This is a genomic window from candidate division WOR-3 bacterium (assembly GCA_039803545.1).
Lineage (GTDB): Bacteria > Hydrothermota > Hydrothermia > UBA1063 > UBA1063 > UBA1063.
Map to the genome: position 1 here is coordinate 726,585 of JBDRYS010000001.1, position 24,649 is coordinate 751,233.

Sequence of the window (24,649 nt, forward strand, 5' to 3'; positions counted from 1 at the left end):
TCAAATTACCTTATACTCCCTATGGTCTGGTAAATAGGCAAAAGGACCGAGACAAAAATCAATGCGGCGAATACGCCGATGAAAATAATTAAAACTGGCTCCAAAATGGCCTGTAATCTCTCAACGGTGCGGGTCAGTTCAGATTCATAATAGAAAGAGAGGCTGTTAAGCTGCTTAGGTAAAGTCCCCGTTTCCTCACCAATGGAAACCATCGAACAGAAAAGGGGCGGAAAACCCAGATTCCTCACCGCCTCCCCGAGCCTCTGTCCCGAAGTCACGAGAGTTTTTAATCTCTCGATCAGATTGACAAGGTATAAATTCCCTGTACTGAAGGTCAAAAGCTCAAGGGCGGTGCTCATATCGATTCCAGCCTCCAACATTAAGGCAAGGAAGGTCGTAAAATGGGCATAAAAGGATTTAACAAGTACATCCGACAGAATGCCCAACTTTTCCACCAAAACCTTCTCAATGATTACTCTGGTAGATTTTTGCTGATACATTAAAATCAAAGCCCCTATAACTACAATCAAGAGGATCACAAAAAGGAAAACAAATTTTTTAAGAAACCCTACAACGGTGATTACGAAAACCGTTATAAAAGGCAGGCTGGTTCCAAGACCCTTAACCAGATCAATCACCCTCGGTAACACATAAAAGAGGTAAAAAATAGCCGCGATAGATATCGTAGTAACAGCAAAGGCTGGATAAATTAAGGCTTTGATGGTCTTATCCTTCTGCTCCTCCTCCCTCTGCATAACATTCACAATCCTTTCTAAGGTCTTGGGAAGAGTTCCGCTCTCCTCACCTACTTTCAAAGCCCCAAGGTAGTAAGGCGGAAAAACTGTTTTAAAACGAGAGAATGCCTCATAGAGAGAACTTCCTTGAAGAAGGGCAAGACGTATCTCTTCAATAACCTTTTTCAAGTCTTTGCTCACCGCTTCATCCCTTAAACTTTCCAGTCCCACCGTAATTGGAACGCCAGAACTTATAATAGAATGGAGTTGCATTGTGAATAAAATTAATTCCTTCCGCTTTACCCTGTACCTTGGCTTAAAGGAAAATATTGTAGACTTTCTCACTTGTAAAGGGGTTAGTCCTTGCTCCTTCAAGATTTTTACGGCGACCACTTCATTCTCAGCCTCGATATAACCTTTTACCTTTTCACCCCTTGCGTTTAATCCAATGTAAACGAACTCCATATCAACCTATGACTCTCAAAACCTCACTTAGATTGGTAATCCCCTCTTTTACCTTTTTTATTCCGTCCTCCAACATCGTTTCATATTTGACAACAGTCTCAATCTCATGAAGGGGAGCACCTCTCTGGATTAGTTCCCTTACCTCTTCTGTTATTTCAAGAATCTCAAAAATTCCCGTTCTGCCACGATAGCCAGTGTGGAAGCAGTGGGAGCAGCCCCTACCAACGTATTCCTTCTCATCCTTAGCAAAGTACTTTTCGAGACCAAATTTTTTAACTAAATTAATATCCACAGGCTGAGCCACCTTGCAGTTTTCACACACCCTCCTCACCAACCTCTGCCCGATGATAGCAATGAGCCCCACTGACATTATGTATGGATCAACACCAAGATTTAAAAGTCTCGGAATAGCCTGAATCGCCGTATTGGCATGAATAGTTGTTAAGACCAAATGCCCGGTAAGGGACGCCTGGAAGGCCAATTCAGCCGTCTCTCGGTCCCTCATTTCACCTACCAGAATAACATCAGGGTCGTGCCTTAAAATACTCCTTAGGGCGTTGGCAAAGGTAAATCCCGCCTTTTCATTGACCTGGGACTGTTTTATCAGCGATAACCTGTACTCTATAGGATCCTCTATGGTCATAATGTTCTTTTCAAGGGAATTTAGCTCTAACAAAATGGAATTCAAAGTCGTAGTTTTACCTGATCCCGTTGGTCCACATACCACAATAATCCCAAAGGACTTTTGGATCAAATTTCTTATTCTCACGAGTTTTTCCTGGGAAAGGCCCAGTTTCTCAAGCCCCAGTATAATATTTGTCCTCTCGAGAATCCTCAAAACCACACTTTCCCCATAAGGCGTTGGATAGGTAGATACCCTTATGTTTATATTTTTCATACCCAACTGGAAGTTAAACCCCCCATCCTGTGGAACCCTCTGCTCGCCAATATCGAGGTTAGACATAATTTTAATCCTGGTGACAATGGAGGGATGGAGTCTCCTTGGAATGGTGTAAATGGGATGCAATACCCCATCAACACGGTACCTTATCCTGGAAACCTTATCCGATGGCTCAATGTGGATATCTGTAGCATCCAACTGGATTCCTTTTAAAACGATCAGATTGACAATATTTGCAATGGGAGCCACTTCTGCGCCAAGTTGTTGGATCCTGATAGCCTCTCTTATATTGGCTTCAAAGTCTTCATCGGAACTAACATGGAGACCGTAAATATTTTCAATAGTTCTCAAAATCTGCTCTTCCCTTGCCACTTTTACTATGACTCTAAGTCCAGTGATTTGCTCAATAGTGTCAATAGCCTTGAAATTAAAGGGATCCTGGATGGCTACGACAATTGATTTACCATCGGTAGTTATCGGGACAACCTTATTTTCTCTTGCAACATTATAAGGAACGAGCTTAATTACCGCTGGATTAATTATCACCTCTTCCAGATTTATAAATTCAACGCCAGCCTGGTGGGCAATAGCATAAGAAATTTCCTCTTCTGTAACAAGGCCGAGCCTCAAAAGTATCTCCCCCAGTTTTTCCCCTGTCCGAGTTTGTTCCTCTAAAGCAAGCTTAAGCTCTGTCTCGGTAATAAAACCCATGTTGAGCAATATTTCCCCGAGTTTTAAGGTGTACTTTTTACTTTCCACCTGCAAGGTAATCTACCCTCCTCTTTATATTAAAATACAAATCCCCTGTATCTGCAACATTAAGATAAGCCCTGTAATACTTTATAGCACTATCCTTAAGGCCCAGGTTGTCGTAAAGAGAGCCCGTTTTTGCAAGGAGAATAGGATCAAAATTTCCTGCAAAATATGATCTTCTGTAATAATAGGCTGATACGACCCCATTTTTTTGTTCAAAATACTTCGCAAGTTCAAGCAGTAGATCTGCATCGAGTTTCCCCGCTTCATCCGCTTTATGAGCTATTTCATTAACAACCCGGTAATCATCAAGGGTCATAAAGATCCCGAGGACTCTCTTAAAATCTTCAAAGGATAAGGAATCGGGGTTATTAAGGGCAAGTTCTTTCAGGAGTTCTGTATTACCAGTGTTGAGAGCTCTATTAAAGCTTTCACGGAAGTTTATAAGATTAGTCTGAGCTGAGTCCACAGCACTAACAAATTGATTTGATGTTAAAGAATCGTTCTCTAAGGATTGATTTTTTGAATCTTCTGCCCTGTGTAACATCACAAAAGCAGCGATACCCGTTTTTAAGTTTCTCATTTTCTTAAACACTCCAGTATCGAGCAGAAACACAAGGGCTATGACAACTAAAAATAAAAGACCAAGAATCACAGGCCACCAAAAGACCCTCCTTTTTCTTTCTTCTCGAGCCTCAACCTTTTTAAACTCAACCTTACTCGGGCTTTTCTTGGCCTTTTCTAAGGCTTCATGGATGAGGCTCATTAGCCTTCCCCCATCAAACTCTCAATTGCCCTTTTGATGTGTCTCGGACGGATTATCTTGTTCTCGTCAACGAATGCAGCAAGCATAGCTCGTTCCATTAGCGCATTGATTAGCCTTGGAATCCCCTTTGAGAAATTGTAAACTTCTCCTACAATAAAATTATCAAAGATTCTCCCCGCCCCAGCCCTTTCAAAACGCACTACCAGGTAAGGTTCTATTTCGTCAATATCCAACGGCCTTAGTTTCACCCTCACCCAAATTCTCTGATTTAGCTGTCTCAACTCATACCGTTCCAATTTCTTCTCAAGTTCAGGTTGTCCAACGAGAATGATGTCGATGAGTTTTGAATCCTCTGTTTCAAAATTGGAAATAAGCCTTAGCGATTCCATAGTATCAAGGGGTAGGTCCTGGGCCTCGTCAATAAAAACAACGACTCTTTCCCCCTCCCGAGCTTTCTTCAAAGTAAAATCGTAAAGCAGATTCGTCAACACGCTGATTTCTTTAACTTTTGAAGCCTCTTTCACGCCAAAATCTGACAAAATTAATTTAAAAAGGTCCTTAGGCTTAACAAGAGGATTCAAAACCAAGGCTGAAGACATCTTAAAAGGTGAAGTTTTTAAAAAGTACCTTAAAAGCTGGGTTTTTCCAGTGCCTACTTCTCCCGTGATCAATGCAAAGCCCAACCTCCTACTTATCACGTAGTAGAGGGCAGAATATCCTTCCTGAAAGGACTTAGATTCATAGTGAAAATCTAAATTTGGGGTATTGGTAAAAGGATTAACCTTAAGGCCGAAAAACTCTAAAATGGCCTCGTTTAAATAAATCAGTTCTTGTGATTTCATTCAATTTGAGGGGTAATAAAAATGACCAGTTCAGTCCGCTCTTTAAACTTCTCCTGACTCTTGAAGAGGTGACCAATAATGGGAATCTTTGAGATAATCGGAATTCCCCTCTCCACTGTATTTTCTTTATTGGAGATTAAACCACCAAGGATAATGGTCTCACCCGACTTAACTTTTAGCATCGTATGGGCTTCCCTAATATCAACGGAAGGTGCTTCAAGTAACTGTCCCTGCCACTGGTAAGATTCCCACTTAGAAACATCGGCAAGAATAGGCGTAATCTCCATGGTAACAGAACTATCAGAGCTTACGAAAGGCGTAACTGAGAATAGAAGCCCCTTTAGAATGCTTTTCTGGACAGGATAAACTACGGGTGTACCGACCTGGGCACCTGCTGCCTGAGCGGTAAGTTCCCAGTAAGTAAGCAGACGACCCACTGAAAGTAACGCATTTTCGCCATTCATAAGCAACAAGGAAGGCTGGGATAGAAGGTTTACTTTACCGTAAGTGGACAAAAAGTTGAGCAGTGTTGTAAACCCACCTCCTGCTAAGTTAACACTGAAAACCTTTTGAGTTAAAGCAGTATTCTGATCAAGCTTCAGATTAAAATTAGTGGAATTTGCGGAAAAGTTCTTCATAAAGCTCCAGTCAATCCCGTAGGAGTCTGTATTGTCCAAGGAAACTTCAACAATTTTCACCTCAATCCGAACCTTCCTATCCTTGGACTCCCGTACCTTATTTATATAATACTTAACCCTCTTTAGGGCAGAGGCACTATCAGAAACCAAGAGTACCCCGGAGCTCCTATTTAAAGAAAACTTTCCAGCAGGAGATAAAAGGGCTTTAACATCGTTTTCTATAGCGCTGTAAAGGTCAGCCTGGCCACTGCTAAACTCACTACTAACTTTTGCACTACCCGACAAATCACTCGCAGGTATCACGCTACCACCGATGCTTATAGAAGATTTATTCGATCTTGCAGGGAAATCAATCTCAAAGGTCCAGGTGTCATAATTTTTCAAAAGAATTTTATTACCTTCAATTCTGTAGACAAGGTCGTAATTAGCCTCTAAAAAATCCAAAAGCTCTTTAATTGTTGCATCCTTGAAATTCAAGTTGGCAACAACCAAATTTGAAATACCGGGGTCTATATAGTAACTCAGATTCGACTCTTCCGAAATTAGTTCCATTATGGATGCAATAGGAATGGATTTACCCTGGATACTGATCCTCTTTGATAAGGATGTCTTGACCTCGTCCACCTCCACCCTCGGAATCGAAGGCTCCTCAGCAAAAATGGGTTTAAAGGAAACAAACATCAAAACTGCAATCAAAATTAGTCTCTTCATATTACTCTCCTGACTTTATTTTCAATATTTTACCTGAAGGATCCCTTAGAGTAACATATCCAGACTCGACCTTTAACACCGTGTACCCACTAAAACTCCCGCCTTCACTAATCCAGCGTTTTTCTGCACCATTATCAAGAAGTGCCCTAAAGCTTCCTCCACCCTCCGAAACAGCAAGTACCTTTACTCCTCCTATACTTGAGACCGAATATCCTCTTTCCTTTCTCAAGCTATCAATCTGGGCCTCCAACCTCAGCTTCTCAAGTTCCAATTTAAGTAATTCAATTTCGGTATTTCTCAATTCCATCTGTTCCTGCAACTTAGTGGCTTCAAGAACCTTAGAGGTGAAAGGGTCGTATAGGGAAGATGCTTTTTCAAAAGTGTAAGGTTTTGTTTGAATCTGTTCCTTTTTAGAGGTCTCAACAGGGACTGTGACCTGTACCTGAGGAACCGGCGGCACAGGCCTCCGAAGCGTTGGAATGAAAAGGGTAATAATTAAAACTACCCCAATCACAAAAGCCAATATGAGCAATGCTATTAATAAGCTCTTACCCTTCATCTTTACTCCTCATAGGTTTCAACAAATTGAAAGGTTAATTTTATATACCCCTTTTTTTCACCACCTGTACCAGCCTCAAAATTGTCTATAACTACTGGAAAATTTTTTAAAAATTTTAAAAACTCTAATAAAGCGGGCAGGTTACTATAGTTTTGAATTTCCATATTTACCCTATAAACCTTGAGCAACCCACCTGCCGAAGATAAAACATTCATCCAGTCGAAAAATTGACCACTTTCTACTTTAACTTCCGTATCAAGGCCGTATTGTTTTGCCGAACTCTGAAAATAGTCTTTAAGAAAACTCATCTTTCTGCCGTCGTCGCCTAACTCACGCATATCTATAAACAAAAAGCTCCTACTCGCAGGGAGGCTGAATTGATAAACATAATTCTTATAGGTACTGAACTCCCTGAACTGATTTATAAGTTCATTCTCCATCCTTTCGATCTTTGAACTTTGCTTCTGAACAATCTGATACTCTATATAACCAAGGGTGCCAAAAATAAGCAAGAAAACTATAAGGTAAATCGGTCTTCTTAGCATTCTCAGCTACTCCCCTTAACCATCACGCCTTTAACAAGGTACTCCCTCTTATCCCCCTGGGTTTGGACTTCGTAACGAAGATTTTGAAATGTCCCGTGGGAATTTAAACGATTTATAAAGGATTCGAGCAAGTCTGCTTTCTTAAAATCTGGAACATTTTCAAAATCAAAGGTTAATGAAAAGTTAAGCCCGGTAACTTGTCTCTCCGCTTTGAAATAAGATACCCTCATCCCTCTCTCTAAACTGGCAGATACTGCTTTGAGCAGTTCCTCCAAAGGAACATCTGCTTGACTCAACCCACTGGTTAACATCAACATCCTGTTTTCTCTTATATAGGTGAGATTTTGATAAACCCCTGACCTAAGGTTGTCAAGGGTTCTTGATAGGGTACGTTCGTATCTTAAAAGGCGTCCGTAAGAATAGCCAAAAAGTGCCGAGTAAAAGAGAAAGGAAAGTAGTAGAATCAAATAAATGTAAGGCGAAATTTCCCTATAGCTCACAATAGGCGGAAGTATATTTAAGATAAACTCCTTTGGATTCTTCTGTGAAACGATGTATGGTGCAATATCTCCACCTCGGTAAATAGGGAGTTCTATTTCTTCTGAAACCACGCCAAACCTGCCAAATAAAGTGCCGGCCTTCTTATCTTCCGCAAAATAGTACAATTTTCTTAGTTCAAAGGTTCTATCGTAATTCTGCCTTACATAGTATGTAATTCGTTCTATCTCCTCCCTTAACCTTAAAGTTAAGTCTTCAGGAGTTACCCTTTGAGAGCCAACGGGAATTGTCCGGTAAAGAACCACGGCGCCACCCATTAAAACGGTCATCTTAGTCTTATCTTCGTAAAGTTCCACTATTAAAGCACTCTTGCCCGTGTCAAAGTTATAGTACGAAATAGGATAGGAAACTATAAGCTCAATGAGGTCACGATAGTTCTTTAAATATTCAACAAGTTCATTAAAATAAGACTCTTTAATCCCATTAACCAAAACCAAAGAGGAAATACCCGCCTCATCCTCTTTGACTGCCACCGTTTCAAAGGCAAAGCGCGCCTTCTCGCCCAAAATTGAAATAAGCTCGTAATTCACCGTCTTTTTCAATTCAGAAGACCTCAAATTGGGGAGTCTCAAAAGGTTTAAATAATAAATACCCGGGTCATCTAATAAGACATAAACTTTGTCAACTCCCCTCATCCTTGAGGGGAATTTCGACGCCTTAAATTCTTCTCCACTTAAAAAGAATAACCCTTCTAAAACTCCATCTTCAAAGATATAGAGATCTGCGGAGAAATTCTGTTTTATAAGAAATACTGCAATTTTCATAGATTCAGGGGCCCCTTAAAGGGGCCCCTGAGATAGTAACTATTCAATGACGTAAACCAGAGTAGTATCAGCTGATTGTGTAAACACAGCTCCTTTTGTAGTGTCACCGTCATCGATAAGGTTATCAATATCCGATTTCGCGGCAGGATCCACTAGCTTAACTTTAATAATGTTTCTTAAAGTACCACTAACTGTTAAAGTATCAAGTTTGTAATTCGTTCCATACGGACTGGGTTTTTTGAAAGCAATGCTATACTTAGCTAAGGAATCCCATGCGGCTGCGTCGCTATCTATATAACCATCCCCGGTAGTATCGCCCGGATATATGTTCTTCTTGCTGTAGTACACCATCACAGCAGTGTGGATATTTCTGAGGTCTCCGGCAGTCCTCTTAACCTTCGCACTCGATTGGAGGGTCATGCCCCTCATCACAAGGGCTATGAGGAGCCCTATGACCACCAGCACAATGGCCAGTTCCAGCAGTGTGAAGCCTTTACGCCTCATAATGTTACCTCCTTTTAAAGACAAGCGCTAAAGTTTCCAATATAATGTCAGGGTGTCCGAGGTATAGGCCCTCGACCCCTGAATATAACCTGTGTTATAAATTCCGTCATCATTTTTCTTATCTATTTGTTCAGAAATGTTACCCGGGATCCCGGTTCCCCCCACAAAATTTCCAAATCCATAGGTAGAGCCAAAATTCATACTACCAAATATGTAATTTCCATAAGGGCCTCTTGGCATTCCCTGTACATATCCACCCTTCAACATATGGCTCCAGACGTAAGGGGCCTCTCCCGGATCTACATACCCATTTCCATTACCGCTTACCTCTCCGGGCCACCTTGTTCCAGCAGCTGAATCATCGCCGGGGTACATTCCATATCTATCATAGTAAGAGTAAAAAGCTGCCTGAATCCCCTGAAAATCTCTGGTCAACTTCGAAATCCTTGCATTTTCCACAAGCCCTTGCCCTCTGAGGACTACTACAATGATGAGACCAATTACTATCAAAACTATTGCAAGTTCAACCAATGTAAATCCTTTCCTCATGAAGCCTCCTTTGCTCTCAAAATGTTTTATTTTAATATAATGCCCCCCTTCGGTATTGTCAAGAATTCTGCACTTTCAAATTGCCATTTGACTTGATTTTTCAGAGGATTTACAATCAATCCCCTGGAGGTGAATATGTTAAGCGTTTGGAAAAAAACTAAAGAATTAGAAGGGAAAATTGATGCCTACCTTGATTTTTTCATCGAGGCCTCTCTAAATTTCAAAGAGGGCTTACTTATGTACCTTAAAAATTATTGCGAAAAGTTCGAGGAAAAGGTAAAAAAAGTGGATGAACTTGAAAGTCGTGGAGACTCCTTAAGGAGAGAAATCGAAAATGTGATTTACATGGAGCTTCTAATTCCCGAGTCGAGAGGCGATGTGCTTGGAATTATCGAGAACGCAGATTCTGTCCTAAACTCTATGTCACAGGTGATGATTGAATTTGATATTCAAAGGCCCACAATACCAGAATCTTTGAAAGAATCCTTTGAGCTTTTAATTGAAAATACCGTATTTTCCGTTCAAGAGATGGTCTCTGCAATCCGTATGTATTTTAAAAACATCCAGGAGGTAAGAAACCATATAAAATCAGTCATGCACTTTGAACACGAATGTGATGAAATTGGAAACGAGATAAAAAGAAAAATTTTCGTGGACACCACCATTGAGCCCTGTTGTAAAATCCAATTGTCAAACTTTATCTCAATGGTTCAACAGGTCTCTGACAAGGCCGAAGATGTCTGTGACAGGCTCTCCATTTACGTTATCAAAAGGATAGCATGAACTTCATTCTCTTAGCTGGTGGCCTCATTCTTGGCTGGTCTCTCGGAGCCAACAATACTGCTGATATCTTTGGTACAGCGGTTGGCTCTAAGATGGTTAGGCTTCGCACAGCCCTTGTCGTTGCCTCCCTATCGGTCATTTTAGGTGCCATACTGCAGGGCTCGAATACCACAAAGAGTATAGGGGAACTGGGAAAAATTAATGCAATAGGGGGGGCTTTTACCGTATGTCTCGCCACGGGCCTTACAGTCATATGGATGACAAAGGCAGGATTCTTAGTATCAATTACACAGGCCCTCGTGGGTGGAATAATCGGATGGACGCTATTCGCTGGAGAGATACTTAACGTTAATTCACTGGTACAAATTCTTAAAGCCTGGATTATCTCGCCACTTATAGCCTTCGTCCTTGCCTTTCTACTTTACAAATATTTTCACAGATGGCAGGTTAGAGCAAAAATGAACCTTTTTACGATGGATTATTTGTTCCGGTTAGCCTTCATTATCCTTGGCGCCTTTGCAGCCTTCAGCTTTGGAGCGAACAATATTGCAAATATAGTGGGGGTTTACATCTTCTCGAACCCCTTTAAAAATCTAAACATTGGACCTGTTGAAATCTCTGCCTTTAAAATTTTAATATTTGTTGGATCACTTTCAATCGCTCTTGGAATTCTCACAGGTTCAGAAAGGGTTATAAAAACTGTTGGTGAAAGAATTTTAAAACTCACGCCCTTAGCCGGCCTCGTGGTAGTTTTGACCCAGGCTATTGTCTTACTCCTCTTTTCTTCAGATGTAATAAGGAAACTTTTATTAATACTCCATCTTCCAACCCTTCCCCTTGTCCCTATCTCCAGTTCACAAGTGGTTATTGGTGCAATGATAGGCATAGGTATGGCAAGGGGAGCAGGCAGACTAATAAACTTTGGAGTCCTTAAGGACATTGTTCTCGCATGGATTATAACTCCCATTTCCGCTGGAATTCTCTCTTTCTTTATGCTTTTCTTCACACAGAATGTATTCCAGCTTACCGTTAGGCACCCGATAAGATACAGTCTTGAAAGCTCGGTAATTAAAGAAGTTGGAAAATTGGGAATTGACACATTGCCTCTTAAACCCCTTAAAGGTAAAATCTTTCAAAACACAACCAATGCCAGAAATACCCTCTTAAGTCTTGGAAGTTATGATAAAAACCAGATTTATACGATCCTTGATCATATGAGGATTGATTCCATTGTAGTCGATTCCTCCAAACTCCAGGAAATAAACATAAAGTGGTTTACTTCGGAAGAATTATCAGAAATAAAGAAGTTGCACGGAAAAGTTTACATTCATGCGTGGGAGTTTAGGAACGAGCTGCTGAAAAGTAACATTTTTAGCGAGAAGGTCAAAAATCCAGACGGCGAAAAAGAGTTCAGGAAACAGTATGAACTTCTTGTACTCCTCTTTAGAAAGCCTTACAAATAGTTTGATAAGCCCTGGTTTTTAGCTTATTATTTTAATATGGAGCTTTTGAGCCTTCTTTTCCTTTTCGCTTTCACAGGATATCTTCTATACATTAGCTCAGAAAACAAAATTCTAATCACTGAACGTATCGCTTCTTTAATTTTTTCCTTTGCCTTTTTGTTCTTGTTAATCAGCATAGCCTCTTACTTTCCCGAAGGTGAACTTACAAACTGGGGAGGCAAAATTGGATACATAGTTGGATCGATCCTTGTCACAAAATTGGGTTACTTGCTTTCTGCCCTAATTTCTTTAATCTTCGCCCTTTACGGTTTCTTGGTGTTTATAAACAAGGCAAAAAAGAGCCTCCTTTTAGAACTTTTAGCCCTCTTCGTCATTCTTTTCGCCTTTTCATTATATTTGCCCGTTCCTCTTGCAGGTAGCCTCTCAGTAAGAATCTCTATATTCCTCTTAAATAACCTTGGTATAGCAGGTAAAATTATCGTTTCCCTTCTATTCGTCATCATGTCCTCCTTCATCATCAGTTTTCCTAAACTCATAAGCCGGAAAAAGAAAAGAGAAGAAATAAAGGAAGAAATCGGTAAAGTGCAAGAATCTCCAGAGTCGGAGCAAAAAAAGAAGGAAATTAAAACAAAAACAGCAGCAAAAGTACAAAAGCCCGAAATTAAGGTAGATGAAGAAGAACTAAACCCAAATACCTTAATTAATCTTTTAAAACCTGCCGAACCCTTCGATGCTACAGAATCCAAGCAAGAACTGGAAAAGAATAAGATACTAATCGAGGAGAAACTTCGGGAGTTTAACATAGAGGGAAAAGTCGTAAACTATTATCCGGGCCCCGTCGTTACAAGATACGAATACGAACCTGCTCCCGGTGTAAGGCTTTCAAAAATCTCATCCCTTGCTGATGACATCGCACTAAGGATGAGATCCAATGCAATTAGAATAATAGCACCGTTACCCAATAAGGGGCTCGTGGGTTTTGAAATTCCAAATAAAAATAGAAAAACAGTTTATCTCAGGGCCTTAGTAGAAAGAGATGAATTTTTCCAATTAGATTCTCCTTTGGCCTTTGCCCTTGGAGTCGATACCGCTGGAAATCCTGTATATGCTGACCTTTCAAACATGCCCCACCTCCTCATCGCTGGATCTACAGGAAGTGGAAAGTCGGTATGCATTAACACGATTATTACCAGCATCATTTTCAGAAACAAACCCGAACAGGTTAGGTTTGTGCTGATTGATCCAAAACGTATAGAATTGTCACTTTACGAGGGTATACCCCATCTTCTTTTACCCGTTGTAAAGGACAGGAAATTGGCAGTAGAGGTTCTTAAAAAGGCAGTTAAATGGATGGATTACCGCTATAAATTATTTGCAAAAGAAACGGCGAGGGACATTTCCAGTTACAATGAGAAAATGATTAAATCCGGTGGCGAACCTATTCCTTATCTTGTTATCATAATTGACGAATTTGCCGACCTTATTATCACTACTGGAAGGGAGATTGAAGAACCTCTTGCAAGGCTTGCACAGATGGCAAGGGCAGTGGGAATCCACTTGATTGTGGCTACTCAAAGGCCTTCAGTAGACGTTATTACAGGTATGATAAAGGCAAATTTCCCTGTAAGAATCGCTTTTAAAGTCCCAAGCAAAGTCGACTCAAAAACAATCTTAGATGAGAATGGAGCAGAAAAGCTTCTTGGAAGAGGAGATATGTTATTTATACCTCCAGGGACTTCCGAAAAAGTAAGGCTCCACGGACCTCTCATCACCGAGGAAGAGACCAAAAAAATTTCACGAACCTTAACCCAACACTACCTCACACAAATTATTAAGAGTTACTTTGACCTTGACGCTCTTAAAGCTAAGGAACTTGTAGAAGAACTTATGGATGAGAACCTTTACATGCCTTTTATTAGGATTGACGAACCGGGACTTTCTGAATTGGAGGAAAAGGCGATCGAGTTCCTTTCAGACTATTTGGAATTGGAACCAGAAACAATAAAGGAGAAGCTTTCCGAAATCAGAGACAATTACTATAGGAAAATCCCGGAAATGACAGAAATTCCGATAACAGAAGCAGAAGAAGAAATTAGTGTGGAAGAAGGCGAGTGGGATCCGATGCTTGAAGAAGCCGCCAAAGCAGTCATCCTTGAAGGCAAAGCCTCGGCAACCCTTTTGCAGCGTAGGCTTAAACTGGGGTTTGCGAGGGCTGCAAGAGTAATCGATCAATTGGAACAACTCGGAATTATCGGCCCCCAAGAGGGGACAAAACCCAGAAAGGTTCTTGTGAAGTTCGAAGATCTTGAAAGGATTTTTAAAAATGAAAAGAATTGAGTTAATAAGATAGGAGGTGTGAGCATGTTTACTCAATCTGAAATAATCACTATAGCTATAGCGGTTGAGGAAAGCGGGTTAGAGTTTTACAAAGAGGCAGAAAAGATCGCTCCTAAGGATCTTAAAGAAGTTTTTGAATTTATTGCGAAAGAAGAGATAAAGCACAAGGAACTCTTTGAAGAAATCCTTAGGGGGCTTGAGGGAAAGGAGGAAAGAAGAATAAACGATGAAGATTACGAACAATACGTAAAAGCTATCGGTCACCTCGCCGTATTTAAGAAAAACGAATTAAAGGAAAAAATCGCAGGCCTCAATACCCCAGAAAAAATTATTAGCTTTGCTATAGAAATGGAAATCACCAGCATCAATTACTACACTTTCCTACTGGAAGTAGAACCTGATAAAAATAGACCCTTGCTTAGCCAAATAATTGCAGAGGAAAGAAAACATTTAAAAACGCTCACGGGCATACTTGAAAAACTTCAAAAGTAGAGCTTAAATTTTTCAAAACACAAAATCCTTTGAAGTATTCAGAATCCTCTTTATAATAAAAGCATGCCAAGATATTTAGTTACAAGCGCATTACCTTACGCAAATGGCCCTCTTCACATTGGCCACATAGCGGGGGCTTATCTACCCGCAGATATTTACACGCGATACCTCAAACTAAAAGGCGTAGAAGCCATCCATATCTGTGGAACCGATGAACACGGGGTCGCGATTACTATCAAGGCGGATAAGGAGGGTAAGACCCCTAAGGAAATAGTCGATTACTACCATCAGAACATTAAGGAAAGCTTCGATGGACTTAATATAATCTTCGATAACTTCTCGAGGACCTCTAAACCTTTACACCACAAATTATCTCAGGAATTTTTTCTGAAGATTTACGAAAAGGGATACATTTACAAGAAGGAAATTGAACAACTTTACTGTTTAAATTGCCAGAGATTTTTACCTGATAGATATGTGGAAGGCACATGCCCTTACTGTGGAAACGAAAAGGCCAGGGGTGATCAGTGTGAGCAGTGTGGCAGATGGCTGGAACCAAAGGACTTGATTAATCCAAGATGCACTATCTGTGGTGCAACACCGGTCGTGAAAACTTCCTTCCATTACTATTTCAAGTTAAAAGAATTTGAAAAGCCTTTAAAGGATTGGCTTTCTTCAAAAACCTACTGGAAAGAGAATGTACTGAACCAGGCCCTTTCCTGGGTTAGAGATGGACTTGAGGATAGAGCTATCACCAGAGACCTTTCTTGGGGAGTTCCCGTTCCTCTGGAAGAGGCAAAGGGTAAAGTACTGTACGTGTGGTTTGACGCACCTATTGGATATATCTCCTCAACAATTGAGTGGGCTGAAAAAATTGGAAAACCCGATGAATGGAAGAAATATTGGCTTGACCCTGAAACAAAGATAATCCACTTCATCGGTAAGGACAATATTATCTTCCACACCCTCATATGGCCAGCAATGCTTATGGCCCATGGTGATTACAATTTACCTGACAATGTTCCGGCCAACGAATTCTTGAACTTGATGGGTGCCAAATTATCAACATCCAGAAACTGGGCCATTTGGATCCCAGACCTTTTAAAAGAGTATCCTCCGGACTACATTCGTTACGGGCTCGCCAATGTTATCCCTGAGACAAAGGATTCAGACTTCTCCCTCGAGGAATTCCACACCAGGATTAACAGCGAGCTCGTTAATAACCTCGGAAACTTTGTAAACAGAACCCTCACCTTCATTAAAAATTATTTAGGGAAAATTCCTGCAGGCACTAACGGTTTCAAAGATATGGATTTAGAGGTAATTGGGGAAATTGAAGCACTTCCCGGAAAAATAGGTAGTTACATCGAGAACTTTGAGTTCAGGAAAGCATTAAAAGAAATAATGGCATTCTCTCAAAAGGGAAATCAATATTTCGATTACAAAAGGCCCTGGAGTACAAGAAAAACAGATTATAAAGAGGCGGAAAGAACCCTTTACCTTTGCTCTTCGATGGTGAAAGCGCTCAGTATCGTTATAGAACCATACCTCCCCGATTCAGCAAAAAGGATTAGAAAAATGCTTGGCATCTCAGACATTACCGTAAGTTGGGATGATGCGGGAAATTGGAGGTTTCCGAAAGATATTGAGCCACAGGATGTAGAAATTCTTTACAAGAAGGTTGAGAACAAGCCTTTAGAGATAGGGATTAAAACAGATGCAAAGAAAGAAAAAGAAGAGGAAAAGCCTATGGAATACATAAAATTTGAGGAATTTAAAAAACTGGAGCTAAAAATTGGGGAAATCGTTTCCGTGGAAGACATTCCTGGAGCAGATAAGTTGTACAAACTACAAGTAAATCTTGGAGATAAAGTGGTAGAACTGGTAGCTGGCTTAAAGACATCCTACACAAAGGAAGAACTTTTGCACAAAAAGGTTCCCGTTTTAGTAAATTTAGAACCCAAAACGGTGAGAGGCGTCACTTCCAATGGCATGATACTCGCTTGTGATCTCGATGGAAAACCGGTACTACTTACACCCGATAAAGACGTTCCGCCCGGCTCCATAATAAAATGACGAAAAGTTTTAAAATCCCTCTTGTGTTTCTCCTTTTTAACTCTCTTCTTTTGGCAAAGGATATTTCCGGAAAACTTGAAGAATTAATATCAAAGGGTAAACTTGATCAAGCAGAAAACCTCATCTACCAAGCCCAGGCAGAAGGCGAATTTTCTCCATCAATTCAAATTTACCTCGCAAAGATCTACTTTCTAAGAAAAAATATGAAATCGGCCTATGAAACTTTGATGGGCATTGAACCTCCGGAGGATAGTAAAACCAGGTCAAAACTCGTTCAGCTTCTTTTGGAGTTTGGTGATAGTGCCCTCAATCTGAAATATAAAGATATGGCTATAGACGTCTATTACAAGGCTTACAAAATATCCCCAGATATTCCTTTAGGTCGCAGGTCAAAGCTAATTGCCCAGAAGCTAATGGATGATGACAACTACATTGAGGCTAAAAAATTTTTCGAAAAATATGTTTCGGAAGGCGGAAATTTTGACGAAATCGCCCAGTACTATATTAAGTGTCTCTACCTGCTTGGCCAATGGGAGGAAATTGTTAAGAACTCTGACAAAATAGTAAAATTCAGAGAAGACGCAGAGTTACAATTTATACTTGGGGAAGCTTACTTCAATTTAGCAAAAGACTACATGGAAAAGGAAATGTATGAGAATGCCCTTGAAATGCTCGATAAGTTCATACAGTGGGGCATACCAAAGATATACCTTGACGACGCTTATTATATCAAAGGGCAAATTCTTGAAGATATTGGAAATAAAAAGGAAGCCCTCGAGTGTTATTACAAAGTACTAACATTAGCTCCACCACGATCTATTTACGCAAGAAAAGCAAAGGAAAGGATAAGTGAGTTGGAGAAGAAATAATTTAATAAAAATCCTGCTTTCGATTTTAGTAATTTTCTCAACTTGTGCGAAAAGAAAAGCGGTTAGAGAAAAACCGGAGGAATTGGAAAAATTCGAACTTCCCCAAATTCCTTTTACTTGGCCCACTAAGGAACTTACCATAAGAGTGGGACTTGGAGAATACAATGAAGTCTATTTAATGCTGGAAGATTCCTTTTATGTCTATGAGGGAAATATCCTCAAATACAAAGGCACCAAGTCCCCCTTACAAGTCACTATTACAAAGTCAAAGCCTGCAAGTTTTTATTACTATGTAAGCTATGGCGATTATGAAACTTTAAGCGAAGCTCTCGAAAAAGGAAGGGAAATTGCTGGAAATGGTATAAAAGTAAATGTAAAAGAAATCGGGATGACCTTCAAAACAAAGAAGGGGACCTATTCAACCATCTCCTACCTCGTCTATCAGGGCCCTTTTGATAGCCAGGATGAAGCTCTAAGAAAATCTTCTCCATTGAGAAAAACTATCTTCAAAGAGTTAAAAACCCCACCATCAGGAACGTTAATACTGCGTTTTGGAGACAAATCTTATGAGGCACATGATATAATTAAGATCGTCTCAAAAGCCCCGATGAAAATAATGAACTTTCAGAGGAAAAACCTGTATTACGGCGGATCTGATCGAAAGCCTTTCCTTGCTGGAGGAATCTTAGAAGTACGACCATCAAATTCAGGCAAGATATACGTTATTAACGAACTACCCGTTGAAGATTACGTTGAAGGTGTTTTAAAGGGAGAAGTACCTTTATCTTTCCCTAAGGAAGCCCTGAAAGCTCAAGCAGTGGCCGCAAGAACCAACGCCATTTCTACAATGAAAAAGAAACTCACCCTATTTTCGGAACCTTTTGACGCTACGGCGGACATATTCACCCAAAATTATGAAGGATTCAACAACAATCCATATTTGAAAAGCATAGTATATGAAACACGAGGAGAAGTCATCACATGCGAAAACAAATTAATTTCGGTTTTCTACCACTCAAGTTGCGGTGGGGCATTAGCTTCATCCGAAGAAATTTTTGGTAAAAAACTTCCATACTATAAGGCAAGACGCGATATTTATAACAAGGACAATCCACTTTATCTTTATTCTGATGCCGACGTTAGAAATTTCATAGACTATCCGACTTCTGCCAATTGTAATGAGGGAAACCGATATTTCAGGTGGGAAAGGACAATAAGTTCAACAGAGCTTTCTCTCAACATCAGGAACAAATTTGGAAAATCCTTAGGGAGAATCTTAGATGTAAAAGTCACAAAGAGAGGACCCTCAGGAAGAGCTCAAGTTGTATTTATTGAAGGAGAAAACGGATCAACCTTTATTGAAGGAGACTTTGACATTCGAAGGGCATTAGACACAAATATGTTACCTTCTTCCCTTTTTTATGTTGACAAGGTTGGAGATATCTTCGTTATAAGAGGAGCCGGTTTTGGTCATGGAGTCGGGATGTGTCAGTATGGGGCCGCCGGGCTTGCCTCAAGTGGAAAAAGTTATAAGGAAATTCTAACATTTTATTTTTCTGGTGCACAGGTTGAGAAAATTTATTGAGTATATAAAATCCTCCTGTATAAATGGAGGTTTTTTGGCATCTCCCACCTACAAACCTTACCAAAAAGTATGGCTAAGGGACCACTCTTTCATAACCCTTGCACTGATGGAGTTTGATGTAGATCTCACTAAAGAAGTTAAATGGCTTAAAACTATCCTGGAATTGGAACAAAATAAAATCCGAGTTATCTTAGAAAAAAACAAAAACGATCCCGACTTTCTTGATCAAGAACTCCACCCACGGGCTCGATATTCACCAAACTTTAAAAAATACAACGACCCCTGGTCTGAAAGGCAATATGATGGCATCGCCCTCGCATACGCAACAGTGTTGAAATATGAAGTGTTAAAAAATGAGCAGGTTCTTAAGGAAGAATTAAAATCACTTTACGATGAGTACTTTTTCAAAGTATATGATACGCCATGTGCAGATGCTTGGGAAATGCATGATGAGTACCTTCATGCCTATACCCTGGGTGCCATCTACTACAGCCTCAATGTTAGAAAGGATCAACTAAGAAGATTGCCCGCTAAACACGTTGAATACTCAAATTTTCTGGAACATCTTCATGATGAAATTCTGAAATTCGAGAAAAATGGAGTTATCTTAAAAATGAAAAGAAGTTTTAGAGATGAACCTGCAGGTATTGATGCATCCAACCTTTTGCTATTCACGTTCTTCGACGTAATTAAAGATTTAGACCTTTTAGAAACTTCGTTAAGGGGGATTTACAACGAACTTTCACCGGATGGATTAGGTCTCAGAAGATTTGTTATAAACACCGAAAAAGATGTTTATTTTGGAGGTGGAGTGTGGTTTATACTGAACTACTGGGCTGCAGAGGCCTTTTTGAAGCTGAAAAATAAAAGAATGGCTGTAGAATTAGTGAAATACCGCTATAGATTCCCATTGCCCGAACAAATTATTGACGATAATCTGATTTTTTCGAAAGAAGGGAAAAAATTCTGGATCGAGAAAAGTAAATTAGAAAATGACGGTATACCCGGGCCTGCGGATCCACTAACCTGGAGTAATTCCGAATTCCTCAGGGTGGTTTCTAATGTAATTTTCTAAGTTTTCATTCACCTTCTTGCTAATGGCGAGAGCTACCTTAAGGGCTCTTAACCCATCCTCACCAGTAACAGGAGGCTGCTTGAGCTCACGCAATGAATCGATAAAAGCCCTTAATTCAAGATTAATTGGTTCTACAGTGGTGTCAATCTCAGGAAAATAAGGTAGAATTTCATCGTTATGCCTGCGAAACATTTCAACGGTTTTTTGAAGATAATCGATAGCAATGTAAGAGTTAATCTGGAAAAACCGCGCCTTTCTAATCTTCTTGAAAGAGACCCTGGATGCTGTAAGCGTTGCCATAGCTCCTGACGAAAAAACTAAGCGAGAATTGGCAATATCGATTTTTTCTGTAATAATTGGAGCTCCAACTGCGTCAATGGAGACTGGTTCTTCCTTAAAGAAAAGCAGAACGATATCAATATCATGAATCATTAAATCCAATATTACATCCACATCAACACCCCTCGGATTGAAAATTGAAAGGCGGTGGATTTCAGCAAATAGAGGCCGCTCAATGTATTTCGCAACGGCCGTAAAAGCAGGATTAAACCTTTCTACATGCCCTATTTGTAGGATAAGCCCTTTCTTCTTAGATAGGTCTAAAATTTCTTCGGCCTCCTCATAAGTTTTGGCCATCGGTTTCTCAAGGAAGAGGTGTTTACCCCTTTCAAGGGCCTCTTTCCCCACCTGGTAATGAAATTGAGTTGGAACTACACACACCACTGCGTCAACATTCTGGAGCAAATCATGATATGTAGGAAAAACTTTTACCTTATACCTTTCTCCAATCTCATTGGCTCTCGCGAGATTTACATCAAAAATGCCAGAAAATTCTACGAAAGGTGTATCGAGGGTTATATTTTTCAAATTTCTCACATGAATTTCGCCAAGGTGCCCAACGCCAACAACGCCGATCCTAATCTTCTTCTCGCTCATTCGCTGGTCTCCTCAACACGCCTCTCTTTGAACTGGATATAAAATCGAGAAGATACTTGATATCGTCATTCAATGGCAATTCGCTCTTTATTGTATCAATTGCCGAAGGCAAGGAAAGGCCCTTTCTGCAAAGTATATCAAAGGCCTTCTTTAAAACCGCTATCCTTTCCTTAGAGAAGCCCTTCCGCCTTAGTCCGACAATATTAAGGCCGTAGACCTTTGGTGGGTCCCCCGCTACCATCATAAAGGGAAGAACATCTTGAGAAACCCTTACCCCGCCTCCAACAATTGAGTAACCGCCTATTCTTGCGAATTGATGCACTCCAACAAGTCCCGATACAAAGGCATGGTCATCCACTTTTACATAACCTGCCAGCTGCGCAGCGTTCACGATAATACAATGGTTTCCCACTTCTACATTATGGGCAAGATGGGCATATGCCATAATATAATTAGAATCACCCACCTTAGTAAAGTTACCCTCTCCAGACGCAGTATGAATGGTCACAAACTCTCTAATGGTGTTGTTATTACCTATCTTGATAAAACTCTTCTCCCCTCTGTACGAAAGGTCCTGAGGATGTCCACCGATATACGCATGAGGATAGATCAAATTCTTCTCACCTATCTCCACATTTCCTTCGATAACCACGTGAGAACCAATTTTAGTATCTTTTCCAATACTAACATTACCTCTAATCACGGTATAGGGTCCAATTTCAACGCCTTCACCTATGACTACATCTCCCTCAATTATGCAAGTTGGGTGAATTTTCACCTTTCAACCTCCGTAATCTGAGCCATAAGCTCTGCCTCAGCAACTACTTCACCTTGACACTTCGCAACAGCCCTTACCTTCGCCATCTTCCCACCAAACCTTAACAACTCGGCCTCTATTATCAAAGTATCACCGGGCTTGACGGGCTTGCGAAACCTTGCATTGTCAATACCTGCAAATAAAACAAGAACGTTGTTAACGTCTTTAACACGTTTTAAAATCAGAAAACCTCCTACCTGAGCCATCGCCTCTATGATCAAAACGCCCGGCATTACAGGGAATTCTGGGAAATGCCCCTGGAAGAAGGGCTCATTTATGGTCACATTCTTAATACCAACAACCTTTTTTTCCGTTAGTGATTCAATCTTATCTACAAGGAGGAATGGATACCTGTGGGGCATGACTTTAAGAATATCGTAGACGGAAAAATTGGCCCCACCAAAAAGTTTATCAAGTTCCTTGACGAGTTCCAGATGGGCCCTATGCCCTGCCCTCTCCAGCACAAGCTTGCCACGAACCCTCTTCCCAAGAAGAGCAATGTCACCAATTAGGTCAAGAATCTTATGCCTCACAGGCTCATCGGGGTAATAAAGTCCGCCCTTAGCCTTAAATTCATTACTACCTACGACAACCACATTGTCGAGGCTTCCACCTCTCCCCAGCCCTGAGCTTAAAATAGTATTCACTTCCTCCTCTAACAAAAAGGTCCTTGCCTTGCTAATCTCGCTAAAGTAAGTCTCAGGGGTAATTCTAAAATATGCATACTGGTAAGAGAGTAATGGATGGCCTGAGTATTGTATGCCGTAACTCACTTCGAAGTCCCTTGAAGGAAAGGCAGAGATGGTAAAATCCGTTGAGGCAATATTAATTGGCTTTCTTATTTCAAGGTATTTTCTATCCTTAGCTTGCTCAATTATTCCAACATCCATAATCGCCTTTGAAAATTCATAAGCAGAACCATCCAATCCAGGAATCTCAGGACCATCCACAACTATATAGGCGTTATCAACTCCACACCCCCACAGAGCAGAAAGGAGATGCTCAACGGTCATAACCACTGCATTCCCTTTACCCAGGTTCACTCCTCGGTTTATACTGTGGAGATTCTCATAATGAGCAGGAATCTGAACATCTTCAGGATACTTATGGAAAATTATTCCTGTGCCTTCCTCTGCCGGCTCAACAACTACAGTGCTTTCCTGTCCTGAATGTAATCCAATTCCTTTAAAATCAATCCTTTTCCTTATTGTCCTTTCCTTCAACTTTTTCCTCCAGCCTCTTTAACCTTTCATAGATCTCAGGTAACTTTTCCTCAAGGGCCCTTATTTTCAAAAATTTAGATCTTTCCCGAGCAAAGTATCCTCCGTAGATACCAGGCCCTTCAAGGCTCTTTGCAACCCCTGCCTTTGCCAGTATGATAATGTTATCTCCTATTTCAAGATGATCGGCAATACCTACTTGGCCACCCATCATTACCCAGTTACCAACCTTAGTACTTCCAGCAATTCCCGTTTGTCCAGCAATAACCGTATGCTCGCCAATTTCAACATTGTGGCCAACGTGAACCTGATCATCAAGCTTGGTCCCTTTCTTAATAATAGTATATCCAATTGTCGCTCTGTCAATAGTTGCATTGGCCCCTATCTCACAATCTTCTTCAATAATCACTCCTCCAACCTGAGGAATCTTAATGTAGCCACTTTGCGTTCGATAAAAACCAAATCCATCTGCGCCAATCACAGCCCCAGAAAAAATAGTAGTATTGTTGCCAATTTTAACGTCATGACCTATATAAACAAAAGGATAGATTGTCACATTATCCCTTATTTCCGAATCACTTCCTATGAATACAAAGGGATGGATTCTCGTGCCCTTTCCAATCTTCACCCTTTTCCCGATGAAACAAAAAGGAGGTATTTTAACATCTTCTGAAATCTCAGCCTCAGGTGAAACAGGATTCGCGATGTCAAACTCATCCTTCTTTTCGAAATGCCTTAAAACCTTTATCATCGCTTCATCTTTATTTTTTACTAAGATCAACGCAGAATATTTAGATTTCCGGGGTCTAAAGGTAGCAATTAATAACCCAAATTCCTTTTCTTCATCGAATTTTTCATCAAACAAAAAAGTAACATCCTCAGGACCAGCAACCTTAATGGGCGCTGGCTTCTTCACTGGAAAATCGGGGTTACCTTCTAATATTCCATCCAGTTCAAGGGCAAGGTCACTTGCCTTCACTTTTATCTAACTCCTCAATTACTTTTAGGATTTCACTGACCGAATTTACTTCGTAATCAGCCCCAGAGACTACAGTGCCAAAAGTGTTCCCGTACCTCGCAAAAACCGTTATCATGCCAAGGGTTTTGGCTCCGACAATATCCCTTTCAGCCCAATCGCCAACCATGAGGGTTTCCTGTGGTTTGACCCCCAACTTGTTTAGTGCAAACAAAAAAGGTTCGGGGTCAGGTTTTCTCTTATTGGTATCTTCAAAGGCCACAACAACTTCAAAGAAATGGTGCAGACCTGTCTGAACTAACCTTGTCCATGCCTGAAGCCTTGGAGCATCGGAAACTACCGCTAACCTCTTGCCCCGTTTGAGAAGCTCCATCAATGTATAGTACACCTTTGGGTATAGTACTAAAGCCCCTTCCTTAGCCCTACGGTAGCCAACAATTCCCGCTGCAAGAATTTTATAGTTTATCTCTCCATAAACTTCCATCAAAAATTTATCAAAAACCTTTTGATCCTCGATGCCTTCTCTATCATAAATTTCATAAATCTTTTTAATCGCCTCTTCCTTTGACATACTTAGTCCTGCGTCAATCATCGCATCCACCGCACCCTCAACGGCCATCTCCTTCATCTTCATAAAATCAACAAGGGTATTATCGAGGTCAAAGAGAACAGCCTTTATCATAGTGAATTAATTATAACTCCTGAAATAGGCTTCTTCAAGAAAAAAATTA

The 24,649-nt window shown here is 40.5% G+C and carries 23 protein-coding genes; 8 read left to right on the forward strand and 15 right to left on the reverse strand.

What is annotated here, in order from left to right; all coding sequences use genetic code 11:
- Nucleotides 1-5 precede the first annotated feature (5 nt).
- From ABIM45_03290 to ABIM45_03335, 10 genes are read right to left on the reverse strand one after another with little or no spacing between them, the layout of a single operon-like run.
- A complete protein-coding gene (locus tag ABIM45_03290; GenBank protein ID MEO0238935.1) occupies nt 6-1,199 on the reverse strand; it encodes a type II secretion system F family protein in 1,194 nt (397 codons plus the stop codon).
- Nucleotide 1,200: 1 nt separating this feature from the next.
- The gene (locus tag ABIM45_03295) at nt 1,201-2,859 is read right to left on the reverse strand and encodes an ATPase, T2SS/T4P/T4SS family (GenBank protein ID MEO0238936.1); all 1,659 of its coding nucleotides are present in this window, start codon (nt 2,857-2,859) and stop codon (nt 1,201-1,203) included.
- Entirely contained in the window at nt 2,849-3,619 is a 771-nt protein-coding gene (locus ABIM45_03300; GenBank protein ID MEO0238937.1) for a hypothetical protein, read from the reverse strand. Before ABIM45_03300 ends, ABIM45_03295 begins: the two co-directional genes overlap by 11 nt.
- Nucleotides 3,619-4,461, reverse strand: a complete 843-nt coding sequence (locus tag ABIM45_03305; GenBank protein MEO0238938.1) for an AAA family ATPase — start codon at nt 4,459-4,461, stop codon at nt 3,619-3,621. The genes ABIM45_03300 and ABIM45_03305 overlap by 1 nt, the downstream gene beginning before the upstream one ends.
- Nucleotides 4,458-5,810: a hypothetical protein gene (locus tag ABIM45_03310; protein ID MEO0238939.1), complete on the reverse strand. Its 1,353-nt coding sequence runs from the start codon at nt 5,808-5,810 to the stop codon at nt 4,458-4,460. The genes ABIM45_03305 and ABIM45_03310 overlap by 4 nt, the downstream gene beginning before the upstream one ends.
- A gap of 1 nt (nt 5,811) precedes the next feature.
- Nucleotides 5,812-6,369, reverse strand: a complete 558-nt coding sequence (locus ABIM45_03315; GenBank protein MEO0238940.1) for a hypothetical protein — start codon at nt 6,367-6,369, stop codon at nt 5,812-5,814.
- Nucleotides 6,370-6,371: 2 nt separating this feature from the next.
- A complete protein-coding gene (locus ABIM45_03320) occupies nt 6,372-6,914 on the reverse strand; it encodes a hypothetical protein (GenBank protein ID MEO0238941.1) in 543 nt (180 codons plus the stop codon).
- A gap of 2 nt (nt 6,915-6,916) precedes the next feature.
- Nucleotides 6,917-8,236, reverse strand: coding sequence for a hypothetical protein (locus ABIM45_03325; protein MEO0238942.1), 1,320 nt, complete (start codon nt 8,234-8,236; stop codon nt 6,917-6,919).
- Between the two features lie 39 nt (nt 8,237-8,275).
- Nucleotides 8,276-8,740 (reverse strand): prepilin-type N-terminal cleavage/methylation domain-containing protein, encoded by a 465-nt coding sequence (locus ABIM45_03330; GenBank protein MEO0238943.1) that lies wholly within the window; start codon nt 8,738-8,740, stop codon nt 8,276-8,278.
- Between the two features lie 27 nt (nt 8,741-8,767).
- Nucleotides 8,768-9,289, reverse strand: coding sequence for a prepilin-type N-terminal cleavage/methylation domain-containing protein (locus tag ABIM45_03335; protein ID MEO0238944.1), 522 nt, complete (start codon nt 9,287-9,289; stop codon nt 8,768-8,770).
- Between the two features lie 135 nt (nt 9,290-9,424).
- Here ABIM45_03335 and ABIM45_03340 point away from each other — a divergent pair, with 135 nt between their 5' ends.
- From ABIM45_03340 to ABIM45_03375, 8 genes are all read left to right on the forward strand, one after another.
- Entirely contained in the window at nt 9,425-10,072 is a 648-nt protein-coding gene (locus ABIM45_03340) for a DUF47 family protein (GenBank protein ID MEO0238945.1), read from the forward strand.
- Nucleotides 10,069-11,535 carry an inorganic phosphate transporter gene (locus tag ABIM45_03345; protein ID MEO0238946.1) on the forward strand — a complete coding sequence of 489 codons (1,467 nt, stop codon included), beginning with the start codon at nt 10,069-10,071 and terminating at the stop codon, nt 11,533-11,535. The genes ABIM45_03340 and ABIM45_03345 overlap by 4 nt, the downstream gene beginning before the upstream one ends.
- Nucleotides 11,536-11,571: 36 nt before the next feature.
- Nucleotides 11,572-13,872 carry a DNA translocase FtsK gene (locus ABIM45_03350; GenBank protein ID MEO0238947.1) on the forward strand — a complete coding sequence of 767 codons (2,301 nt, stop codon included), beginning with the start codon at nt 11,572-11,574 and terminating at the stop codon, nt 13,870-13,872.
- 24 nt (nt 13,873-13,896) lie between these two features.
- Nucleotides 13,897-14,364: a ferritin family protein gene (locus ABIM45_03355; GenBank protein ID MEO0238948.1), complete on the forward strand. Its 468-nt coding sequence runs from the start codon at nt 13,897-13,899 to the stop codon at nt 14,362-14,364.
- Nucleotides 14,365-14,427: 63 nt separating this feature from the next.
- Nucleotides 14,428-16,440, forward strand: coding sequence for a methionine--tRNA ligase (metG, locus tag ABIM45_03360; GenBank protein MEO0238949.1), 2,013 nt, complete (start codon nt 14,428-14,430; stop codon nt 16,438-16,440).
- Between the two features lie 23 nt (nt 16,441-16,463).
- A complete protein-coding gene (locus tag ABIM45_03365; protein ID MEO0238950.1) occupies nt 16,464-17,309 on the forward strand; it encodes a hypothetical protein in 846 nt (281 codons plus the stop codon).
- Complete coding sequence (locus ABIM45_03370; GenBank protein ID MEO0238951.1) at nt 17,290-18,894, forward strand: SpoIID/LytB domain-containing protein; 1,605 nt, start codon at nt 17,290-17,292, stop codon at nt 18,892-18,894. Before ABIM45_03365 ends, ABIM45_03370 begins: the two co-directional genes overlap by 20 nt.
- On the forward strand, nt 18,869-19,969 hold the full coding sequence (locus tag ABIM45_03375; GenBank protein MEO0238952.1) for a glycoside hydrolase family 15 protein: 1,101 nt from the start codon (nt 18,869-18,871) through the stop codon (nt 19,967-19,969). Before ABIM45_03370 ends, ABIM45_03375 begins: the two co-directional genes overlap by 26 nt.
- Here ABIM45_03375 and ABIM45_03380 read toward each other — a convergent pair.
- From ABIM45_03380 to ABIM45_03400, 5 genes are read right to left on the reverse strand one after another with little or no spacing between them, the layout of a single operon-like run.
- Complete coding sequence (locus tag ABIM45_03380; GenBank protein MEO0238953.1) at nt 19,916-20,905, reverse strand: Gfo/Idh/MocA family oxidoreductase; 990 nt, start codon at nt 20,903-20,905, stop codon at nt 19,916-19,918. The two genes, ABIM45_03375 and ABIM45_03380, sit on opposite strands and share 54 nt — an antisense overlap.
- On the reverse strand, nt 20,886-21,683 hold the full coding sequence (gene lpxA, locus ABIM45_03385; protein MEO0238954.1) for an acyl-ACP--UDP-N-acetylglucosamine O-acyltransferase: 798 nt from the start codon (nt 21,681-21,683) through the stop codon (nt 20,886-20,888). The genes ABIM45_03380 and lpxA overlap by 20 nt, the downstream gene beginning before the upstream one ends.
- On the reverse strand, nt 21,680-22,945 hold the full coding sequence (lpxC, locus tag ABIM45_03390) for a UDP-3-O-acyl-N-acetylglucosamine deacetylase (protein MEO0238955.1): 1,266 nt from the start codon (nt 22,943-22,945) through the stop codon (nt 21,680-21,682). Before lpxC ends, lpxA begins: the two co-directional genes overlap by 4 nt.
- Entirely contained in the window at nt 22,914-23,921 is a 1,008-nt protein-coding gene (gene lpxD / locus ABIM45_03395) for a UDP-3-O-(3-hydroxymyristoyl)glucosamine N-acyltransferase (GenBank protein MEO0238956.1), read from the reverse strand. The genes lpxC and lpxD overlap by 32 nt, the downstream gene beginning before the upstream one ends.
- On the reverse strand, nt 23,908-24,600 hold the full coding sequence (locus ABIM45_03400; GenBank protein ID MEO0238957.1) for a TIGR02253 family HAD-type hydrolase: 693 nt from the start codon (nt 24,598-24,600) through the stop codon (nt 23,908-23,910). Before ABIM45_03400 ends, lpxD begins: the two co-directional genes overlap by 14 nt.
- Nucleotides 24,601-24,649 lie beyond the last annotated feature (49 nt).